The organism is Streptomyces sp. NPDC034086, assembly GCF_055575515.1.
Genome location: NZ_JBVISM010000010.1, coordinates 144,333 through 164,863 on the forward strand (window position 1 = coordinate 144,333; position 20,531 = coordinate 164,863).

15 protein-coding genes are annotated in these 20,531 nt (G+C 73.9%); 9 read left to right on the forward strand and 6 right to left on the reverse strand.

What is annotated here, in order from left to right; all coding sequences use genetic code 11:
• Nucleotides 1-94: 94 nt before the first annotated feature.
• Together ACZ514_RS22610 and ACZ514_RS22615 are read left to right on the forward strand one after the other, a co-directional pair.
• Nucleotides 95-871 carry an ABC transporter ATP-binding protein gene (locus tag ACZ514_RS22610; RefSeq protein ID WP_468167753.1) on the forward strand — a complete coding sequence of 259 codons (777 nt, stop codon included), beginning with the start codon at nt 95-97 and terminating at the stop codon, nt 869-871.
• Nucleotides 868-3,441 carry an ABC transporter permease gene (locus tag ACZ514_RS22615; RefSeq protein ID WP_469125504.1) on the forward strand — a complete coding sequence of 858 codons (2,574 nt, stop codon included), beginning with the start codon at nt 868-870 and terminating at the stop codon, nt 3,439-3,441. Before ACZ514_RS22610 ends, ACZ514_RS22615 begins: the two co-directional genes overlap by 4 nt.
• A gap of 93 nt (nt 3,442-3,534) precedes the next feature.
• Here ACZ514_RS22615 and ACZ514_RS22620 read toward each other — a convergent pair whose 3' ends face one another.
• A complete protein-coding gene (locus ACZ514_RS22620) occupies nt 3,535-4,932 on the reverse strand; it encodes a DUF2079 domain-containing protein (protein WP_469125505.1) in 1,398 nt (465 codons plus the stop codon).
• Nucleotides 4,933-5,185: 253 nt separating this feature from the next.
• On the opposite strand from ACZ514_RS22620, the gene mfd reads away from it, so the two are divergent.
• A complete protein-coding gene (gene mfd / locus ACZ514_RS22625) occupies nt 5,186-8,779 on the forward strand; it encodes a transcription-repair coupling factor (RefSeq protein ID WP_469125506.1) in 3,594 nt (1,197 codons plus the stop codon).
• A gap of 129 nt (nt 8,780-8,908) precedes the next feature.
• Here the strand turns inward: mfd and ACZ514_RS22630 are convergent, their stop codons facing one another.
• Nucleotides 8,909-9,082 carry an antitoxin gene (locus ACZ514_RS22630; protein ID WP_469125507.1) on the reverse strand — a complete coding sequence of 58 codons (174 nt, stop codon included), beginning with the start codon at nt 9,080-9,082 and terminating at the stop codon, nt 8,909-8,911.
• A gap of 69 nt (nt 9,083-9,151) precedes the next feature.
• Between ACZ514_RS22630 and ACZ514_RS22635 the strand changes: the two genes are divergently transcribed.
• A complete protein-coding gene (locus tag ACZ514_RS22635) occupies nt 9,152-9,367 on the forward strand; it encodes a hypothetical protein (RefSeq protein WP_469125508.1) in 216 nt (71 codons plus the stop codon).
• 16 nt (nt 9,368-9,383) lie between these two features.
• Here ACZ514_RS22635 and ACZ514_RS22640 read toward each other — a convergent pair whose 3' ends face one another.
• The gene (locus ACZ514_RS22640) at nt 9,384-10,253 is read right to left on the reverse strand and encodes a hypothetical protein (protein WP_468699406.1); all 870 of its coding nucleotides are present in this window, start codon (nt 10,251-10,253) and stop codon (nt 9,384-9,386) included.
• Nucleotides 10,254-10,278: 25 nt separating this feature from the next.
• Nucleotides 10,279-11,043, reverse strand: coding sequence for a hypothetical protein (locus ACZ514_RS22645; RefSeq protein ID WP_469125509.1), 765 nt, complete (start codon nt 11,041-11,043; stop codon nt 10,279-10,281).
• 283 nt (nt 11,044-11,326) lie between these two features.
• Between ACZ514_RS22645 and ACZ514_RS22650 the strand changes: the two genes are divergently transcribed.
• Together ACZ514_RS22650 and ACZ514_RS22655 are read left to right on the forward strand one after the other, a co-directional pair.
• Complete coding sequence (locus ACZ514_RS22650; protein WP_468167765.1) at nt 11,327-11,974, forward strand: hypothetical protein; 648 nt, start codon at nt 11,327-11,329, stop codon at nt 11,972-11,974.
• Complete coding sequence (locus ACZ514_RS22655) at nt 11,971-13,485, forward strand: protein kinase domain-containing protein (RefSeq protein ID WP_468167767.1); 1,515 nt, start codon at nt 11,971-11,973, stop codon at nt 13,483-13,485. Before ACZ514_RS22650 ends, ACZ514_RS22655 begins: the two co-directional genes overlap by 4 nt.
• A 16-nt stretch (nt 13,486-13,501) precedes the next feature.
• On the opposite strand, the gene ACZ514_RS22660 is transcribed toward ACZ514_RS22655, so the two are convergent.
• Nucleotides 13,502-15,904, reverse strand: a complete 2,403-nt coding sequence (locus ACZ514_RS22660; RefSeq protein WP_469125510.1) for a YfhO family protein — start codon at nt 15,902-15,904, stop codon at nt 13,502-13,504.
• A 177-nt stretch (nt 15,905-16,081) separates the two neighbouring features.
• Here ACZ514_RS22660 and ACZ514_RS22665 point away from each other — a divergent pair, with 177 nt between their 5' ends.
• Nucleotides 16,082-16,708 carry a SurA N-terminal domain-containing protein gene (locus tag ACZ514_RS22665; RefSeq protein ID WP_468167771.1) on the forward strand — a complete coding sequence of 209 codons (627 nt, stop codon included), beginning with the start codon at nt 16,082-16,084 and terminating at the stop codon, nt 16,706-16,708.
• 28 nt (nt 16,709-16,736) lie between these two features.
• Entirely contained in the window at nt 16,737-17,756 is a 1,020-nt protein-coding gene (locus ACZ514_RS22670) for a nucleoside triphosphate pyrophosphohydrolase (RefSeq protein ID WP_469125511.1), read from the forward strand.
• 42 nt (nt 17,757-17,798) lie between these two features.
• Here the strand turns inward: ACZ514_RS22670 and ACZ514_RS22675 are convergent, their stop codons facing one another.
• On the reverse strand, nt 17,799-19,001 hold the full coding sequence (locus tag ACZ514_RS22675; protein ID WP_469125512.1) for a globin domain-containing protein: 1,203 nt from the start codon (nt 18,999-19,001) through the stop codon (nt 17,799-17,801).
• Nucleotides 19,002-19,123: 122 nt separating this feature from the next.
• Here ACZ514_RS22675 and ACZ514_RS22680 point away from each other — a divergent pair, with 122 nt between their 5' ends.
• The gene (locus tag ACZ514_RS22680; RefSeq protein WP_468699411.1) at nt 19,124-20,416 is read left to right on the forward strand and encodes a cytochrome P450 family protein; all 1,293 of its coding nucleotides are present in this window, start codon (nt 19,124-19,126) and stop codon (nt 20,414-20,416) included.
• Nucleotides 20,417-20,531: the final 115 nt, after the last annotated feature.

A 20,531-nucleotide genomic window follows, 5' to 3' on the forward strand; every position in this document is an offset into this window, starting at 1 on the left:
GCAGACGCGCGTGAACGCGCGGAAGAAGCGCAACCGCACCGCACACGCGGAGCGCACGAACACCAACAGGGGAGACAGCACCGTGACTACGGCGATGACCGAGACCAGGCAGGGGAGCGGCGGAGGACAGAACTCCGTCGCGGCCCGGGCGCGCCAGGTCGTCAAGGCCTACGGCTCCGGCGAGACCCGCGTCGTCGCCCTCGACCGCGTGGACGTGGACATCCACCGCGGCCGGTTCACCGCGATCATGGGCCCCTCCGGCTCCGGGAAGTCCACGCTGATGCACTGCCTCGCGGGGCTGGACACGGTGACCAGCGGGCACATCCACCTCGAGGACACCGAGATCACCGGCCTCAAGGACAAGAAGCTCACGCAGCTGCGGCGCGACAAGATCGGCTTCATATTCCAGGCCTTCAACCTGCTGCCGACGCTCAACGCGCTGGAGAACATCACCCTCCCCATGGACATCGCGGGCCGCAAGCCGGACCCGCAGTGGCTGGACCGGGTCGTCCAGACGGTCGGCCTCGCGGGCCGCCTCAAGCACCGTCCGACCGAGCTCTCCGGCGGCCAGCAGCAGCGCGTCGCGGTCGCCCGCGCCCTCGCCGCCCGTCCCGCGATCATCTTCGGTGACGAGCCGACCGGGAACCTGGACTCCCGCGCCGGTGCCGAGGTGCTGGGCTTCCTGCGCCAGTCGGTCGACCAGCTGGGCCAGACCATCGTGATGGTCACCCACGACCCGGTCGCCGCCTCCTACGCGGACCGCGTCATCTTCCTGGCCGACGGCCGCATCGTCGACGAGATGCACGCGCCGACCGCCGACCAGGTCCTGGACCGGATGAAGGACTTCGACGCCCGGGGGCGGACCTCGTGACCGTCATGAAGACCGCGCGGCGCAACTTCTTCGCGCACAAGGGCCGGATGGCGCTCTCCGCCGTCGCCGTGCTGCTCTCGGTCGCCTTCGTCTGCGGGACCCTGGTGTTCACGGACACCATGAACACCACCTTCGACAAGCTGTTCGCCGTCACCAGCTCCGACGTCACCGTCACCCCCAAGGGGGACGAGGAAGGGGAGGAGGTCTCCAGCCGCGGCAAGCCGGAGGAACTGCCCGGCGCGGCGCTGGAGAAGGTGCGCGGCGCCGAGGGCGTCAAGTCCGCCGAGGGCAGCGTCGTCTCGCTGGCCGTCACGGTCGTCAACTCCAAGAACGAGAACATGGGGTCGACGACCGGCGCCCCGACCATCGCGGCCAGCTGGAACGACAACGAGCTCAAGTCGATGAAGATCAGCTCCGGCCACGCCCCGCGCGGCCCCACCGAGGTGATGGTCGACGCCGACACCGCCGACAAGCACCGCCTGAAGCTCGGGGACGAGCTGCGCACCATCGCCGTCACCGGTGACGTCCGGGCGAAGATCAGCGGTATCGCCACCTTCACCGTGACCAACCCGGGCGCGGCCGTCGTCTACTTCGACACCGCCACCGCCCAGGAGAAGCTGCTCGGCTCCCCGGGCGCGTACACCCACATCAACGTCACCGCCAAGCACGGCGTGAGCCACGAGCAGCTGAAGAAGAACGTGGCGGCCGCGGTCGGCGCGGACACGTACAAGCTGCAGACCGCCAAGGAGGCCACCGCCGCCGGCAAGAAGGACATGGGCTTCCTCGACGTCATGAAGTACGTGATGCTCGGCTTCGCCGGCATCGCCTTCCTCGTCGGCATCTTCCTGATCTTCAACACCTTCTCCATGCTGGTGGCCCAGCGCACCCGTGAGATCGGCCTGATGCGCGCGATCGGCTCCGACCGCGGCCAGATCAACCGTTCCGTGCTCCTCGAGGCCTTCCTGCTCGGCGTCATCGGTTCCCTCACCGGAGTGGCGGCGGGCGTGGGCCTGGCCGTGGGCCTGATGAAGCTCATGGGCGGGCTGGGCATGCAGCTGTCCACCGCCGACCTGACGGTCAAGTGGACGACCCCGGTCGTCGGCCTGGTGCTGGGCACCGTCGTCACCGTGGTCGCCGCCTACGTCCCGGCCCGGCGGGCCGGCAAGGTCTCCCCGATGGCCGCCCTGCGCGACGCCGGCACCCCCGGCGACAAGAAGGCCGGTGCGGTCCGCGCCGTCCTCGGTCTGGTCCTCACCGGGACCGGCGCGGCGGCGCTCTTCCTCGCCGCGGCCGCCGAGAAGGCCTCCGAGGGCTCGCTGTGGCTGGCCGTGGGAGTGCTGTTCAGCCTCATCGGCTTCATCGTGATCGGCCCGCTGCTGGCCGGTGTGGTGGTCCGGGCGCTCGCCGCGCCCGTCCTGCGGCCCTTCGGTTCCGTCGGCCGGCTCGCCGAGCGCAACGCGCTGCGCAACCCGCGCCGTACCGGTGCCACGGCCGCCGCGCTGATGATCGGACTGGCGCTGGTCGCCTGTCTGTCGGTGGTCGGCTCCTCCATGGTGGCCTCCGCCACCGACGAGCTCGACCGTACCGTCGGCGCCGACTACATCGTCGCCTCGCAGACCGGCCAGCCGATGATGCCGCAGGCCGAGCAGGCGATGCGGGCGACCAAGGGCCTGGGCCACGTCACCGCGTACCGGGAGGTCGAGGCGAAGATCACCGCGCCGGACGGCACCTCCGCCCGGGACCGTCTCAGCGCCACCGACCCGACGTACGCCCAGGACGTGCGCCGCAAGACGCGTGCGGGCGAGCACAAGGACGCGTACGCGCCCGGTTCCATGGCGGTCGGCTCGGCGTACGCCGACAAGCACCGCGTCAAGGTCGGCGACGAGCTGACCGTCGCCTTCGACGGCGGCAAGACCGTCCGGCTGAAGGTCGCCGCGATCACCCTGGACGAGGGCAACCTCGACAAGGGCGTCAAGTACATCAGCACCGCGACCGCCGAGGCCAACGTCCCGGCCGACCGGCTGGCACGCCCGTTCATGCTGCTGGCCAAGGCCGAGAAGGGGCAGGCCGACAGCGCGTACACCGCGCTCAAGGCGGCCATGGCCGAGTACCCGCAGTACAAGGTGCTCAACCAGACCGACTACAAGCGGGACCTCAAGGACCAGGTCGGGCAGCTGCTCAACATGGTCTACGGGCTGCTCGCCCTCGCGATCATCGTCGCGGTCCTGGGTGTCGTGAACACCCTGGCCCTGTCGGTGGTCGAGCGGACCCGCGAGATCGGCCTGATGCGGGCCATCGGCCTCTCACGCCGCCAGCTGCGCCGCATGATCCGCCTGGAGTCGGTGGTCATCGCCCTCTTCGGCGCCCTGCTGGGCCTCGGGCTGGGCATGGGCTGGGGCGCCACCGCCCAGCAGCTCCTCGCCCTCCAGGGGCTGAAGGTGCTGGAGATCCCGTGGCCGACCATCATCGGCGTGTTCGCCGGCTCGGCCCTGGTGGGCCTATTCGCCGCCCTGGTCCCGGCCTTCCGGGCGGGGCGGATGAACGTCCTGAACGCGATCGCCAGCGAGTAGCCGGGCGGTCGTACGGGGGAGCAGTACGGGGGAACGCGCCGGCCCCGGACCGTCCGAGGGGACGGTCCGGGGCCGGCGTCGTGCGTCCCGGGCTCAGAGGACCCGCTGGAGCAGGACGTACCCGCCCGCCTCGCCCGCCGGCGCGAAGCGCGACCCCGGATGGAGCCGCTCGGCGTAGGCGACGGGGTCGCCGGCCCAGCCGGAGGAGTTGTCGAAGACCAGGAAGGCCGGCAGCACCCCCTTGGTGTTGCCGATCCAGAACACCTGGCAGCGCGAGGTCAGCCGGGTCAGCGGCCCGTTGTCCGCCTCCACCCGCACCCCGTCCGGGATCCTGGCCAGCAGCCGCTCGACGGCGCTCACCCGCTCGGGCTTCTCGTACGCGGAGCGTTCGCCGAGCCGGGCCAGCGGCATGCTGGTCGCGCTCAGCGCGAGGGCGGCCGCGAGGACGGCGCCGGGCAGCTGGGCGGCGTACGCGCGCACCCGCGGGCGGGCGCTGTGCCGGGCGATGTCGAGGGCGTCGGCCAGGGCCAGGGCGAGTACCGGCATCAGGACCGCGCTGTAGTGGTAGGCGGTGGACCAGTAGTGCGGGTCCCCCGACAGGAACCGCCAGCCCAGGGTCGGTACGGCCACCAGCAGCAGCGGGGAGCGCAGCGCGAGGAGCCCGGTGGTGGGGACCAGGACCCAGCCGAGGGTGGCCAGCTTCGTGCCGAGGCCGCGCAGCGGGCCGCCGCCGTCCTCCCCGAGCTTCTCCCAGTAGGCGTAGCGGTCGGCGGCGAAGGCGGGGATCACCACGGTGAGGACCAGGGCCGCGGCGGCCACCCCCGCGGCGGCGACGGCCGCCGCCAGGCGCGCGGCCCGCGGATCGGCGCGCCGGGCCCGCCAGGCGACGACGAGGGCCAGGGCCGCCAGGGTGAGCCCGAGGTCCTCCTTGACCAGCAGCAGCGGCAGCCCCCAGCCGAGGGCGGCCCGCCAGCGCCGCGCGAGCAGCGCCTCCAGGGCGAAGGCCAGCAGCGGTACGGCGAAGCAGATCTCGTGGAAGTCGAACTCGACGGCCCGCTGGATCCCCCAGGACAGTCCGTACGCCGCCCCGAGCGCGAGCCCGCGCGCCCGCCCGAGGAGCTTCGCCGAGGCGCGGGTGACGGGCAGCGCGGACAGCGCGAGCAGGGCCGCCTGTACGACCAGGAGGGTGAGGGGGGCCGGGAAGAGCCGGTAGAACGGGGCGATCAGGGCGATGACGGGGCTGAAGTGGTCGCCGAGCACGTGGAAGCCCGGGCCCTTCAGGTCCACCACGGGCGCCCGCAGCCAGGCGTAGCCCCTGACCGCCTGTTCGAAGATCCCGAGGTCCCAGGAAGCCTCCTCCATGCGCCGGTAGCGGGTCACCGAGAGGACGCAGTACGCGAGGAACAGGGCGGCGGTGAGCGCGTACGGCGCCCGGGGCGCGGCCCGCCCGGCCGGCCCGCCGGCGCCCGGGACGCTTCCGGATATCGGCATCCCGACAGATTCTCATCCCCGGCCGGAATGCCTTCCTCCGCCCCCGGCCGCCGGTGCGGGCGGCTCCCGCAGCGCCCTTCGGCCCCGGCGCGGGCGGCTCCGTTCCCCGCCCCTCACCCGTGCGGGGCCGGAATGCCCCGCGCGGCCGAGGGGGCGGCGTCATAGGGTGGGAACCCCCGGCCCGTTCACGTGTCGGGCCCTTCGCGTTGCCCCCCGAGGCCCCTCGCCTCCCACCGGATGGAAAGCCTGTCTCATGAGCCTGCACGGACTGCTCGACGCCGTCACCCGGGACCCCGCCCTCGCCGAGGCGGTCACCGCGGCCGGGGACGGCACCCGCATGCACGTGGACCTCGTCGGCCCGCCCGCCGCCCGGCCCTTCGCGATCGCCGCCCTGGCCTCCCGTACCGGGCGGACCGTGCTCGCGGTCACCGCCACCGGGCGGGAGGCGGAGGACCTGGCCGCCGCGCTGCGCTCCCTGCTGCCCCCCGACGAGGTCGTCGACTACCCGGCCTGGGAGACGCTGCCGCACGAACGGCTCAGTCCGCGCAGCGACACCGTCGGCCGCCGGATCGCGGTGCTGCGCCGGCTCGCGCACCCGAGCAAGGACGACCCGGCGGCCGGGCCCGTCTCGGTGGTCGTGGCCCCCATCCGCTCCGTGCTCCAGCCGCAGGTCAAGGGGCTCGGGGACCTGGTGCCGGTGAGCCTGCGGCAGGGGGACACCACCGACCTGGGCGGGGTCACCGAGGCCCTCGCGGCGGCCGCGTACGCCCGCGTCGAGCTGGTCGAGAAGCGCGGCGAGTTCGCCGTCCGCGGCGGCATCCTCGACGTGTTCCCGCCCACCGAGGAGCACCCGCTGCGCGTGGAGTTCTGGGGTGACGAGGTCGAGGAGATCCGTTACTTCAAGGTCGCCGACCAGCGCTCCCTGGAGATCGCCGAGCACGGCCTGTGGGCCCCGCCCTGCCGGGAGCTGCTGCTCACCCCCGAGGTGCGCGAGCGGGCCGCGGCGCTGGCCGAGGAGCACCCCGAGCTGGGCGAGCTGCTCAACAAGATCGCCGAGGGGATCGCGGTCGAGGGCATGGAGTCCCTCGCCCCCGTCCTCGTCGACGACATGGAGCTGCTGATCGACGTCCTGCCGGCCGGGGCGATGGCGGTGGTCTGCGACCCGGAGCGGGTCCGCACCCGCGCCGCCGACCTGGTGGCGACCTCGCAGGAGTTCCTGATGGCCTCGTGGGCGGCCACCGCCGGCGGTGGCGAGGCCCCCATCGACGTCGGCGCGGCCTCGCTGCGCGGGATCGCGGACGTGCGCGAGCACGCGCGCGAGCTCGGCATGATGTGGTGGTCGGTGTCCCCCTTCGCGGCCGACGAGACGCTGTCCCATGCCGCTGACGCGGCCGACGAGACGCTGTCCCATGCCGCTGACGCGGCCGGCGCGGGCGGTGACGTGCTCAAGCTGGGCATGCGCGCCCCCGAGGCCTACCGCGGCGACACCGCCCGCGCGCTCGCCGACACCAAGGGCTGGATCGCCGACGGCTGGCGCACCGTCTACCTCACCGAGGGCCACGGCCCGGCCGCCCGTACCGTCGAGGTGCTCGGCGCGGAGGGCATCGCGGCCCGGCTGGAGGCCCGGCTGGCGGCGCTGGAGCCCTCGATCGTCCACGTCGCCTGCGGCTGCCTCGACCACGGCTTCGTCGACCCGGCGCTGAAGCTGGCCGTCCTCACCGAGACCGACCTGACCGGGCAGCGCACCGCCACCAGGGACCTCGGCAGGATGCCGACCCGGCGCCGCAAGTCCATCGACCCCCTCACCCTGGAGGCCGGCGACTACATCGTGCACGAGCAGCACGGTGTCGGCCGCTACCTCGAGATGGTGCAGCGCACGGTGCAGGGAGCCACCCGCGAGTACCTGCTCGTCGAGTACGCGCCCGCCAAGCGCGGCCAGCCCGGCGACCGCCTGTACATCCCCACCGACCAGCTGGAGCAGGTCACCAAGTACGTGGGCGGCGAGGCCCCGACCCTGCACCGGCTCGGCGGCGCCGACTGGACGAAGACCAAGGCGCGGGCGAAAAAGGCGGTCAAGGAGATCGCCGCCGACCTCATCAAGCTGTACAGCGCGCGCATGGCTGCCCCGGGCCACACCTTCGGCCCCGACACCCCCTGGCAGCGCGAGCTGGAGGACGCCTTCCCGTACGCGGAGACGCCCGACCAGCTCACCACCATCGCCGAGGTCAAGGAGGACATGGAGAAGTCCGTTCCCATGGACCGCCTGATCTGCGGCGACGTCGGCTACGGCAAGACGGAGATCGCGGTCCGGGCGGCCTTCAAGGCGGTGCAGGACGGCAAGCAGGTGGCGGTCCTGGTCCCCACCACCCTGCTCGTGCAGCAGCACTTCGGCACCTTCTCCGAGCGGTACAGCCAGTTCCCCGTCAACGTGAAGGCGCTGTCCCGCTTCCAGTCCGACACCGAGTCCAAGGCCACCCTGGAGGGGCTCAGGGAGGGTTCGGTGGACGTGGTCATCGGCACCCACCGGCTGTTCTCGCAGGAGACGAAGTTCAAGGACCTGGGCCTGGTCATCGTCGACGAGGAGCAGCGGTTCGGCGTCGAGCACAAGGAACAGCTGAAGAAGCTGCGCGCCAACGTGGACGTGCTGACCATGTCCGCGACCCCGATCCCGCGCACCCTGGAGATGGCGGTGACGGGCATCCGCGAGATGTCGACGATCACCACCCCGCCGGAGGAGCGCCACCCGGTGCTCACCTTCGTCGGCCCGTACGAGGAGAAGCAGATCGGCGCGGCCATCCGGCGCGAGCTGCTGCGCGAGGGGCAGTGCTTCTACATCCACAACCGGGTCGAGTCCATCGACCGGGCGGCCGCGAAGCTGAGGGAGATCGTGCCCGAGGCGCGGATCGCCACGGCCCACGGCCAGATGTCGGAACAGGCCCTGGAGCAGGTGGTGGTGGACTTCTGGGAGAAGAAGTTCGACGTGCTGGTCTCCACCACGATCGTCGAGTCCGGCATCGACATCTCCAACGCCAACACCCTCATCGTGGAGCGCGGCGACAACTTCGGCCTCTCCCAGCTGCACCAGCTGCGCGGGCGTGTGGGACGCGGCCGCGAGCGCGGGTACGCGTACTTCCTGTACCCGCCGGAGAAGCCGCTGACGGAGACGGCCCACGAGCGTCTGGCCACCATCGCCCAGCACACCGAGATGGGCGCCGGCATGTACGTGGCGATGAAGGACCTGGAGATCCGCGGGGCGGGCAACCTGCTCGGCGGCGAGCAGTCCGGCCACATCGCGGGCGTCGGTTTCGACCTGTACATCCGGATGGTCGGCGAGGCGGTGGCCGACTACCGGGCCGCCGTCGAGGGCGGCGGGGCCGAGGAGGAGCCGCCGCTGGAGGTGAAGATCGAGCTGCCGGTCGACGCGCACGTGCCGCACGATTACGCGCCCGGTGAGCGGCTGCGCCTCCAGGCGTACCGGTCCATCGCGGCGGCGAACTCCGAGGCCGACATCAAGGCCGTACGGGAGGAACTCACCGACCGCTACGGCAAGCTGCCCGAGCCGGTGGAGAACCTGCTGCTGGTGGCGGGCCTGCGGATGCTGGCGCGGGCCTGCGGGGTCGGGGACATCACCCTCCAGGGTGCGAACGTCCGCTTCGGACCGGTGGAGTTGCGCGAGTCGCAGGAGCTGCGCCTGAAGCGCCTGTACCCCGGGACGGTCCTCAAGCCGGCCACCTCCCAGGTGCTGGTCCCGCGCCCGAAGACGGCGAGGGTCGGCGGCAAGCCGCTGGTCGGCCGTGAACTGCTCGCCTGGACCGGCGAGTTCCTCACCACGATCCTCGGGTCGTAGCCGGGCCGCCCGGATCCGGGGGCCCGGCGGCGCCGCACGTGACCGCCCGCGCGCCGTGCGCGGGCGGTCACGTTCCTCAGGGCTCCCGGTGGGACGGGGGAGCGGGCCGCGAGGGCGGGTGGCCGGCGGCTACTTCTCCGGGTCGTCGTCGATGCCCAGCCTGCGCTCCATCTCCTGCTGGGTCTTGTCGACGCGGTCGGCGTACTTGTCGCCGGTCCGCTCGTTGGCCTCCTGCTCGAGCTGGTCGGAGATCTCCTTGCCCTTGCCCTTGGCCTGGTCCCTGAACTTGTCGAAAATCCCCATACGAGGGCTCCTTCCATGTCCCTTTTGCGACGGTACGCCGGTTCATGGAGCCGCGCACATCATCGACCGGTGACCACGCCGACGGAGCTCCGGGCCGCCGCGACGGAAGACTTCCCCGCCCTGTTCCTGCGCCCCTGGCGGCAGGGGGACGTCCCCGCGCTCGTGGAGGCGTACGCCGATCCCGTCCTGCGGCACCGGACCGCCGCCCCCGCCACCCTCCCGGCGGCCCCGCCCGCGTACCCGCTGAGGGGCCACCTGCACGTCAGGCACGCGACAGGGGCCTGAACCCCGGCGGCGGCCGTCAGACCGCCTCGCCCGCCGGGCCGCCGACCTTGGAGAGGTCCAGGACGTCGGAGTCCTTCGGGGACGTGGTGTCGACCGGGACGTCGAACGCCGAGAACAGGGCCTCGGCGGTGCTGTCGCCGCTGACGGTCGACTTCAGGATGTACGGCGTTCCCTGCGTGGCGACCCAGTCCGTCTGGGTGCCCTGCCGGGCCGGGAAGGCGATCGCCAGCGCGGGCTTGCCGCCTATGGTGCCGGTCTCGCCCTTGCGGGCGAGGGGGCTGGACTTGCCGAGGTCGCCCGTCAGCTTGGAGAGGTCGCAGCTGTTGGTCATGGAGGCGGCGCGGGGGTCGGAGGAGGGGATCTTCACCCAGCGGTCGGCGAGCATGCTGACCATCTGGTCCGTCTGCTTCTGCGGGGCGCGCTTCTGCTTGGCCGCGCCCCGCCAGTAGGTGGCGTCGCCGCGGAAGTGGACGAGCTCGGCGGACTTGATGATGTCCAGCTTGCCCATGCCGTCGAGGCGGACGGCGCCGTTGCAGTTGCCCTTCTTGTCGAGGGAGAGGTCGATCCGCATCGGCTTGCCCTGGTACTGCACGTTGGCCGCGACGTGCAGCGCCTCCGCCTTGCGCGTGGCCTCGCCGGCCCGGGTGAGGATCTCCGAGCCCGCCAGCTCGGTGAGCGCGGGCCCGCCCCGGGAGCCGGCCGGACCCGAGGGCGAGGCGGTGGCGGACGGGTCGGGCGACTGCGCGGCCCGGGCCCGGCCGGCGATGTCGGAGGCGCGGCCCTCGCCGGGCACGCACGCCGTCAGCCCGCCGCCGATCAGGGCCGCCGCGGCGAGCGCCGACGCGGTGGTCTTCGTACGGCCACGGCCGTGACTCGGGCTGCGCATCTTGGTTCCCCCCGTGGAGCGGTGACTAGGACTCGGCTCCGAGCCTAGGCGGTGCCGGTGACACACCACCCGACGGGTCCGTGACGGGCCGGCGCACCCCGGTGTACTCGACCGAGCCGGGGTCCGGACCGCCCCGCGCGTGCTTGACGAGGTACGGCGCCGCGTCCAGCAGTACGTGGTCGGTGATCTCGGTCCCGTCGGGCGCCTTCGACGTGAAGACCGCGACCGGCTTGCCGTTCTGGCGGGTGTCCTGCCCGCGGCGGATGCCGTCCCGCTCCGCCGGGAACGCCTCCTCGGGCCGGGCCGCCCCGCACAGGGCGACGAGGTGCGCGACCGAGGGGTCCCCCGGCCTGACGTCGATCCAGCCCTGGTCGCCGTCCGGGGACTTGACCGGTCCGTCCCTGAACTGGTCCCGGAGGAAACCGGCGTCGCCCCTGAAAGAGAGCCTGCCGTCCGCCATCAGGATCTCCCCGGCCCCCGCCCCGGACCCGGCCCCCGCCCCGGTGACCGTGACCTTCCCCCAGCACCCGCCGTCGCCCTCGAAGGTCAGCTCCGCGCTGATCCGGCGGTCGCCGGCCGTGCGCGTGACGAGCGCGTTCTTGCTGCCGGTCCTGCCGGTCTCCTCGTACGCGGCGCGCAGCACGGCGGCCGGGTCCTTGCCCGCGAGCGGATCGGGCGCGGGGGAGGGAGGTGACGCCTTCCCCGCGCCGGACCCCGGGACGCAGCCGGTGACGGTCAGCAGGGCCGCGCAGGCGAGTGCGGCCGCGGCCGCGGGCAGGGTGGTGCGCATGGGTCGGTCCCCCGGGATCGGCGTCAGGAGCCCGGACGCTATCCGGCCGCGCTGGAGCCGGGACTTCCTCCAGGTCGCGCGGCCGTGGCCGGGGAGCGGCCGCGGGCCGCCCGGGGCGAGCGGGCCGGGACGGGTCCGTACGACGGGCGGCCGGGCGGTGCCGTCCGGCCCGGACGGCCGTGCTGCGACCCTGCAACGGTTGGGTCCATCCCCTCACGGGCGGCCGGAAACGCTGTATACGCTTCGAGCCGTCACCTTTCCGCACGGCCCGTCAGGAGCACCGATGCACGGCCCCGGCATCCCGCCGCAGCAAGGCCCCCACGGCCACCGGCCCACCTCCGGGGCCGCGATGACGCTGCGCGTGCTGTTCACGGCGCTCCCCGTCCTCAGCTGCGGTTTCTTCGCCTGGGGTGCGCTGCTGCGGCTCGCGGTCCTCACCCGCAAGCCCCGCGACTGGGCGCTGCTGGTGCTCGCCCTGGTGCTGTCCGTCGTGTGGATCACCTTCATCGAACTCGACCCGACGACCGACACCAGCGGCTGGCAGAGCGACCTCGGCGCCGGCGGCTCGATCTTCACCGGCTTCGCGGTCTGCGTCTACTACCTCGTCGGCGACATCAGGCACCACGAGGCCAAGGCCCTGGCGCCGGCGCCCTGGTACCCGCCCGCGCCGCAGCCCCCGTACGCGCAGCACCACCAGCCCCAGCCGCCGCACCAGACCACCCCGGGCTACGGCTACCCGCCGGAGGCGCACCCCGGCGCCCGGCCGCCCGTGCCCCCGCAGCAGTCCGCGCCGCCCCGCATCGGGCAGGTCCGCGCCGAACTCGACGAACTGAGCGAGCTGCTGCGCAAGCAGACCCCGGCCCGGCCCCCGCAGTCCGGCGGCCCCTACCAGGACCCGAACACCACGGCGATCCAGGACCCCCAGCAGTGACCGAGCGCGAACGCCTCATCGGCGAGCGCTACCAGCTCGCCACCATCCTCGGCCAGGGCGGCATGGGCCAGGTCTGGACGGCCTACGACCGCCGCCTGGACCGCCGCGTCGCCGTCAAGCTGCTGCGGCCCGACAAGGTGGCCGGCCCCGGCACGGTCGCCGAGGAACTGCGCCGCCGCTTCGTGCGCGAGTGCCGGGTCACCGCCCAGGTCGACCACCCCGGCCTGGTCACCGTCCACGACGCGGGCAGCGACGGCGACGAGCTGTACCTCGTCATGGGCTACGTCGAGGGCTCCGACCTCGCCGACCACCTCGCCGCGCACGACCCCTACCCCTGGCCCTGGGCGGTCGCCGTGGCGGCGCAGCTGTGCGCGGTGCTCTCCGCCGTGCACGCGGTGCCGATCGTCCACCGCGACCTGAAGCCGCGCAACGTGATGATCCGCCCGGACGGGACGGTCCTCGTCCTCGACCTCGGCGTCGCCTCCGTGATGGACACCGACACCACCCGCCTCACCAGCACCGGATCCCCGATCGGCAGCCCCGCCTACATGGCCCCCGAACAGGCCATGGGCGGCGCGGTCGGCCCGTACACCGACCTGTACGCCCTCGGCGTGCTGCTGTACGAACTCCTCAGCGGAGGCGTCCCCTTCGCCGGGTCCACCGCCCTCGGCGTCCTGCACCGCCACCTCTACGAGCCCCCGGCGCCGGTGCGCCCCCTGCGCCCCGAGATCCCCGCCGAGCTGGAGGCGGTCCTGCTGCGCCTCCTCGCCAAGGACCCGCAGGACCGCCCCGCCTCCGCGCAGGAGGTCTACGAGGCGCTCGTGCCGCTGCTCCCGGCCCCCGGCAGCCGCCTCCCGGCCGGCCCCCTCGACCCCACCCGCCCCTTCCTGCGCCCCCAGGCGCCCTGGCCCGACCGGGCGGCCGCCGTCCCGCCGCGCCCGGCCGCGCCCCCGGCGCCGCCCCGCCCCGACGTCCCGGGCGCGGTGGACGAGGCCCGCAAGCTGCTGGACCAGGGCCGGCTCACCCAGGCCGTCGACATCCTCGGCGGCATCCTCCCGGCGGCCGCCGCCGAGCACGGCGAGCACTCCCCGGTGGTCCGGAGCCTGCGCAAGCAGTACGCGGCCACGCTGATGGACGACGGCCAGTACCGCCGGGCCCTGCCGGAACTGCGTCGCCTGGCCGGCCAGTTCCCCGCCGGGGACCCGCAGTCGCTGCGCTTCCGCTACGACGCCGCGCAGTGCCTGGAGCAGCTGGGCGAACCGGCGGCGGCCCTGGCGGAGTACCGCTCGCTGCTGCCCCTGTTCGAGAACCACTACGCCAACCCGGACCCGGGCCTGCCGCTGGAGGTCCGCCGCCGGATAGCGCACCTGCTGCTCTCCCTCGGCGACCGGCCGGCGGCCCACGACACCCTGGTCCGCCTGCTCTACGACGCGGACCGCGTCCACGGCCCGGCGCACCCGCTCCCGGTGGAGATCCGGCGCACCCTGCAGTGGCTGGGCCAGGTGCGCTGACCACCGCGAGGGGGTGTCACACCGCCGCGCCCCGCCGGCGGCGCCGGAGCACCGCCGCCCCCAGCACCACCAGGACGGACGCCCCCGCGACGCCCGCCCCCGCCGCCAGCCCCGGCGGGCTGAACTCGCAGCTCACGGTGGTGGCGCGGCCGTCCAGCGGGACCGCGAGCAGGCCGAGGCGGGACCGCGCCGGGCGCCCGTCGCAGCTCCAGCCGGCGATCGCCGGGACCGCGACCACCGCCGTCCCGGTGCTGCCCGGGGGCAGGGTGGCGCTCAGCCCGGCCGAGGAGACCCGTACGGCGGTGGCGGCCTTCGCCCGCAGAGCGGTGACCGCCGCCCCCAGCCGGGCCCCGTCCAGGCAGGACAGCGCCCAGCGGGCGGGCGCGGGCCGGTCGAAGACGAGCTTCGACGCGGGCCCGCGCGACAGCCCGAGGGACTGGAGCGCCGCCCGGTTCTTCGGGGGGTTGCCGTTCAGCTTGAAGGGGCGGCCGCCGGCGAGGCGGGCGGTGGCGTTGTACTCCGGGGCCCACAGGAAGGCCTCGGTGCCGGCCCGGCAGACCCCGGGCGCGACCGGGTCCTCGTACACCCGCGCGCCCAGCAGCAGTTCCTGGTTGGCGAAGGGGGACTCGCCGTACGCCGGGGGCTCTTCCGCCGGGCGGACGGTGACCAGCGGCAGGGCCTCGGCGCGGGTGACCGTGCCGTCCGGCGCGAGCCGCGCGCCAACCGCGAACACCGCGTCCGTCACCGGGTTGTCGAGGCTCTGCACGCTGCGCCCGCGCGAGGTCCAGCCCGCGCCGAGCGCCGTCATCGTGCGCGTGAACACGTCCGGGGTGTGGCTGCTGTAGTACGCGCCGCCCTCCCCGCCCAGCAGCATCGGGTCGTTGCCCGTCAGCGCCGGCCGGCCCGCGTCGGTCCGGTACGCCGGCCAGCCCCCGGCACCGGCCAGGGCGCGGGCCCGCGCGGTGTGCGCCCGGTCCCAGGAGGGGTAGTCGTCCAGCGCGGCCAGCTTGCGCCGGTCGCCGTACGCCGTCGTCGCCGCGGCCTGCGCCACCAGCACCGCCGTGAGCAGGCCCGCGGCCACCGGCAGCAGCCGCCGGTGGCGGAGCGCCCGCCAGGCCCCGGCGCTCAGCGCCAGCCCGGCCGCGAAGAGCGCGTACCCCCACGCCGTCGGCAGGGCGCTGCCGCTCGCCCACAGCGCGGCCGCCGTCAGCAGGCCGGCGCCCGCCGCGAGCGCCCGTACGCCCGGCACGCCCGCGGCCAGACCCGTCCAGGCGGCGATCACCGCGATGCCGGCCAGCACGAAGGTCTGCCGGTACGCGCTGCCGTTCGGGGTCGCGAAGAGGTGCCAGGCCAGATGGGTCGGCTCCCACTGGAGGGACAGCGCCACCGCCGCCACCAGCCCCGCCCACCACCAGCGGGTGCGGGCCGGCAGCGCCCGGTGGAACGGCAGGGCCGCCAGGAGCAGCAGCGTCCCGGTGCCCACGAACACGGCGGGGGAGTTGAAGGAGTACGTCGCCGGCAGCAGCCGCGCGAACAGGTCCGACCACGGCACCGGGCCGAACTCCCTGGACCAGCCCGGGTACGCCTGCTTCGAGCTGAGGAACAGCGGGAGCAGCACCGGCGCCGCGAGGCCGATCCCGAGCACGGTCGTCACCACCGCCCGCCCGGCCACCCGGGCCCGCTCGCGCGCCCCCTCCCGGGTCAGCACCACCCGCACCACCAGCACCAGCGCCGCGCCCAGCGTGGCCATGTACGCGGTGTAGAAGTTGGCCGTCCAGCCCACCGCCACGACCAGCACGCCCAGGACCGGGCGCCGCGAACGCAGCGCCCACTCGCCGGTCAGGCACAGCAGCGGGAAGGCGACCAGCCCGTCCAGCCACATCGGGTTGTACGCGGCCTCGATCACCGACCAGCCGCACAGCGCGTACGAGGCCCCCAGCAGCCCCGCCGCCCACCAGGGCCCGCTGCGCTGGGTGCGCAGCAGCCAGGCCATGGCCGCCGCCGCGGCCGCCGTCTTCAGCACGGTCACCACGTACACCGCGAGGTCGATGTCCTCGCGCGGGAACAGCGCCACCAGCACGGCGAACGGGCTCGTCAGGTACGTGCCGAAGTCGGGCAGGAAGCTGGTGCCGTAGCCGGACCGCCAGTTGAGGAGGAGACCGCCCTCGGCCCGGCCGTGCAGCAGGTCCCACAGGTGCGCGTGGAACGGCACGAACTGGTTCCCGAGGTCGTTGACGCTGCGGTGGCGCGGTCCGTACGGGAACACCCGCGCGACGGCGTCCCCGCCGCACACGGCCACCGCCGTGACGAGCGAGGCCACCACCGCCCCGAGCGCCCCCGGCCCGCGCCCGGCGCGCCGCGGCGGCTCCGCGTCGGGACGGTACGGGGTCCGGGGCTGGGCGAGCTGCGATGTCGGCATGGTGCTCCGACGATCTCAGGAAGGGCGGGCCCCGCGGCGACCGGGGGGTGAACTCGCACCCCCACACCGGCGGAATCGTTGGTCGAACCGGTGGCTCGGGCCACCCTGACTGCATACCATCGATCACCGCACGGCCCTTGTGCACCGACGCACAATCTCCCGGCCCTGGAGGCTCCTTTGCACCGTCGCACAGCGCTCTCCGTCTCCGCCGCCCTGCTCGTGGCGGCCCCCCTGCTCACCGCTTGCTCGGGCGGGACCCGGCCCGGCACCGCGGCCGTCGTCGGCGGTGAGCGCATCACCACCTCGGCCGTCCAGGCCCAGGTCGCCGACGTGCGCACCGCCCAGAACCGGTCCGAGCAGGGGGCGCAGCTGATCGGCGCCACCGCCGGGCTGGAACGGCTGAAACTGAACAAGATGATCCAGAGCGCCGTCCTGGAACGGGCCGCGAAGGACGCCGGGCTGAGCGTCAGCGCCAAGGAGGTCGAGGACGTCCGCAAGGCGCAGCTCCAGCAGCTGGGCGGCGAGGAGGAGCTCCGGGACGCGGCGCTCCAGCAGGCGCAGCTGGCCCCGGGCCAGATCGAGGCGGACACCCGCTTCAAGCTGCTGCGCGACAAGCTCTTCGCGCACTACGGGAACCAGGACAAGGCCGTGGCCGAGCTGGCGGAGGCGGCGAAGGCCCTGCACATCGAGGTCAACCCGCGCTACGGGCGCTGGGACGCGCAGCAGATCCTGCTCGGCGACCAGGAGACGCCGTGGATCACCCAGCGGACCCGCCCCGAGCAGGCGGCACCCGCCGGAGCGTGACGGCCGCGGGCGGAGGTAGGTTCGGAGTGTGACCGACACCGCCGACACCGCCGTCCCCGCCGCCGCCGAGCCCACCGGCCGGATCGTCCTGCTGACCGCCAGCCACCGGGTCGCCCCCGGGCTGCTGTCCTGGCCGGCCTGGCAGACCCTGCACGCCGCGGACCTGGTGCTGTGCGCCGACCGGGACCACCCGCAGCTGCCGTACCTGCGCGAGGCCGGGGTCGAGGTGGCGCACGGGGTCCCGGACGCGCACGGGCTGGTCGAGGCCTGCGCCGGGGGCCGCACCGTCGTGGTGCTGCCCGGCGGCGAGGGCGACCAGCGGCTGACGGACGGGCTGGCCCGGCTGGCGGGCTCCGGCCGGGTCGCCATGCCGGACCTGGAACTGCTGCCCGGCTCCTACGACCTGCCGGGCGCGCGGCTGCTGGATCTGGTGCAGGTCATGGACCGGGTGCGCCGCGAGTGCCCCTGGACCTCGCGGCAGACCCACGAGGGGCTGGTGAAGTACGCCCTCGAGGAGGCGTACGAGCTGGTCGATGCGATCGAGGACGGCGACCGGGACGCGCTGCGCGAGGAGCTCGGGGACGTCCTGCTCCAGGTGGTGTTCCACGCGCGCATCGCCGAGGAGGAGGGCGGCGGCGAGGACGACGAGGACGGCGCGGAGCCCTTCTCCATCGACGACGTCGCGGGCGACCTCGTCGACAAGCTGATCCGGCGCCATCCGCACGTGTTCGGGGACGCCACCGCAGACTCCCCGGACGACGTCCGCGCCCACTGGCAGGCCACGAAGGCGGTCGAGAAGCGGCGGGACTCGGTCACCGACGGGATCCCCCTCGGCCAGCCCGGCCTGGCGCTCGCGGCCAAGCTCGCGGGGCGGGCCCGTACGGGCGGGGTGGCCGTGGAGCTGCCCCGGGGCGAGGGCGTCGGGTACGAGCTGCTGGAGCTGGCGGCCCGCGCCGAGGCGTCGGGGACCGACCCCGAGACGGCGCTGCGCGCGGCGGCCCGCGTCTACCGGGACGCGATCCGGGCGGCCGAGGGGGCCGGCGGGTAAGCCGCCGGCCCGGCCCGCCGCCCCGGTTCGGTACGGGCGCGGTCAGTACGGGCGGGGGGCGCGGCCCGACGGGTCGTGCCAGTGCGGGGCCGAGCGGTGCAGGAACCATTCGCCGAAGCCCAGCGGCCGGCTGCCGGGCGCGCCCCCGAGGGGGACCGCGTCGTGGAAGAGCCGGTCGGGGCGGGCCCCGAGCTCCTCCAGGAGGTGGACGGTCTCCTCGACGAACGGGGCCGGCCCGCTGAGGTAGACGTCCTGCTCCCGCCACAGGCCGCGGTGGCCGAGCGCGGTCGCCAGCCGGGCGGTGGCCTGGTCGCGGTGCTGTCCCGGTGCGGGGGTGATGTAGGTGACGCCGAGCCAGGGGCAGGCGGCGGCGTGCCCGTCGATCAGGGGCCGGTCGTAGAGGTGCGCGGAGTCCCGGGCGACCACGAAGAGCCGTACGTCGTGGTCGGGAGGGTGCTGGACGAGTTCCTCCAGCAGGGCCCGTACGGGCGCCCAGCCGGTGCCGGCGGCGATGAGGGTGAGGGGGCGGTCCTCGCGGCGCAGGGTGAGCCGGCCGCCGGGGGCGCCGAGCCTCAGCACCTCGCCGGGCAGGACGTCGCGGACCAGGGCGGTGCTGAGCCGGCCGCCGTCGATCCGGCTGACGTGCAGGTCGACGGTGCCGTCGGGGCGGGGGGCGTTGCCGAGGGAGTACGTGCGCCAGGTGGCCGGGACGCGGTCGCTGCTCACGCTCACGTACTGGCCGGGCCGGTAGGGCAGCGGGAGGCGCGGGGAGAGGGTCAGGACGCCGATGTCCTCCCCGTACCGGAGGTGGCGCACCACGTCGGCGTCCCACCAGGGGGGTTCGTCGCTCTCGGCGGCGCCGGCGGTCATCGCGTCGGCGATCCAGCGGTAGGCCTCGGACCAGGCCTTCTCGACGGCCGGGGACCAGGCGGCGCCGGAGGTCTCGGCGAGGGCGGCGATGAGGCTGGTGCCGACGGCGGCGTAGTGCCCGGGGCCGACGAGGAACTTGCGGTGGTCGCGTCCGAGGTCGCGCAGATAGGGGAGGAGGGACCCGCTCTCCAGGTGGTCGACGACATGGGTCAGGGCGGCGAAGAGCCGGTCGCGCTGGCGCTCCATGTCCTCGGAGGAGGCCGGGAAGAGTTCGCGGAGCCCGGGGTTGTGCCAGAAGAGGTGGGAGTAGAAGTACTTGACCGCGTGTTCGGCCCGTCTCTCCACCACCGCGAAACTGCTTTTCAAGATCCTCACGTCCACAGGACCGACAGTAGGAACGCCGCCGAACCCGGCGTCAAGTGATCTCCGATCTGCGGACAGCCGCGACGAAGCGGCCATATGGGATGACCGGTGGCGGGCCGGGATACGGTCGACGGGTGCACGATCAGACCCCCGCCGCCCCGTCCGACCCGTCCCGCCCCCAGGGCCCGACGCTCTTCGACTGGGAGTTCGCGACCGACCCCTACCCCGCCTACGCCTGGCTGCGCGAGCACTCCCCGGTGCACCGCACCAGGCTGCCCAGCGGGGTGGAGGCCTGGCTGGTGACCCGGTACGCGGACGCCCGCCAGGCCCTCGCCGACCAGCGGCTGAGCAAGAACCCGGCGCACCACGCGGAGCCGGCGCACGCCAAGGGCAAGACCGGGATCCCGGGGGAGCGCAAGGCGGAGCTGATGACGCACCTGCTGAACATCGACCCGCCGGACCACACCCGGCTGCGGCGGCTGGTGTCGAAAGCGTTCACCCCGCGCCGCGTGGCCGAGTTCACCCCGCGCGTGCAGGAGCTGACCGACCACCTCATCGACCGGATCGTGGAGAGGGCGCGGACCGAGGGGAAGGGCGAGGCGGACCTCATCCACGAGTTCGCCTTCCCCCTCCCCATCTACGCCATCTGCGAGATGCTCGGCGTACCGCGCGAGGACCAGGACGACTTCCGGGACTGGGCCGGGATGATGATCCGGCACGGGGGCGGACCGCGCGGCGGGGTGGCCCGCTCGGTGAAGCGGATGCGCACCTACCTCGGGGAACTCATCCACCGCAAGCGGGACGATCTGGGCAATGACCTCATCTCCGACCTGATCCGGGCGAGTGACCACGGAGACCACCTCACGGAGGCCGAGGCCACGGCGATGGCCTTCATCCTGCTCTTCGCCGGCTTCGAGACGACCGTGAACCTCATCGGCAACGGCATCCACTCCCTCTTCATGAACCCGGACCAGCGCGAACGCCTGCAGGCCTCCCTCGCGGCCGGGGAGAGCGCGCTGCTGGAGACCGGCGTCGAGGAACTGCTGCGCTACGACGGCCCCGTGGAGCTCGCCACCTGGCGGTTCGCCACCCGGCCGCTGACCCTCGGCGGCCGGGACATCGCGGCCGGGGACCCCGTACTGGTGGTCCTCGCGGCGGCCGACCGCGATCCGGAGCGGTTCGCCGACCCGGACACCCTCGACCTCTCCCGGAGTGACAATCAGCACCTCGGATACGGCCACGGGATCCACTACTGCCTCGGTGCCCCGCTCGCCCGTCTCGAAGGCCAGACGGCGCTCGGGACTTTGCTGAAGCGTCTGCCGGATCTGGAACTTGCCGTTCCCCCCACGGACCTGCGCTGGCGCGGCGGGCTCATCATGCGCGGCCTGCGCACCCTCCCGGTCCGCTTCACAGTCCCGAACGCCTGAGGGCGCGAGCGAAGCGGAACTGACCGCTCGTCAGTCCGCTCCCGAACTTGTGACATCCGTTCGAAGGCGGCTAGGTTCTGCCGTTACCCCGCCGTTATACGAAAGGTGCAGTCTC

What these genes read in the sequence shown, in the direction of transcription:
- mfd (WP_469125506.1), top strand. Translation starts at nt 5,186, where the DNA reads ATGAGCCTGCACGGACTGCTCGACGCCGTCACCCGGGACCCCGCCCTC.
- ACZ514_RS22620 (WP_469125505.1), bottom strand. Translation starts at nt 4,932, where the DNA reads ATGCCGATATCCGGAAGCGTCCCGGGCGCCGGCGGGCCGGCCGGGCGG.
- ACZ514_RS22650 (WP_468167765.1), top strand. Translation starts at nt 11,327, where the DNA reads ATGCACGGCCCCGGCATCCCGCCGCAGCAAGGCCCCCACGGCCACCGG.
- ACZ514_RS22630 (WP_469125507.1), bottom strand. Translation starts at nt 9,082, where the DNA reads ATGGGGATTTTCGACAAGTTCAGGGACCAGGCCAAGGGCAAGGGCAAG.
- ACZ514_RS22645 (WP_469125509.1), bottom strand. Translation starts at nt 11,043, where the DNA reads ATGCGCACCACCCTGCCCGCGGCCGCGGCCGCACTCGCCTGCGCGGCC.
- ACZ514_RS22640 (WP_468699406.1), bottom strand. Translation starts at nt 10,253, where the DNA reads ATGCGCAGCCCGAGTCACGGCCGTGGCCGTACGAAGACCACCGCGTCG.
- ACZ514_RS22610 (WP_468167753.1), top strand. Translation starts at nt 95, where the DNA reads ATGACCGAGACCAGGCAGGGGAGCGGCGGAGGACAGAACTCCGTCGCG.
- ACZ514_RS22660 (WP_469125510.1), bottom strand. Translation starts at nt 15,904, where the DNA reads ATGCCGACATCGCAGCTCGCCCAGCCCCGGACCCCGTACCGTCCCGAC.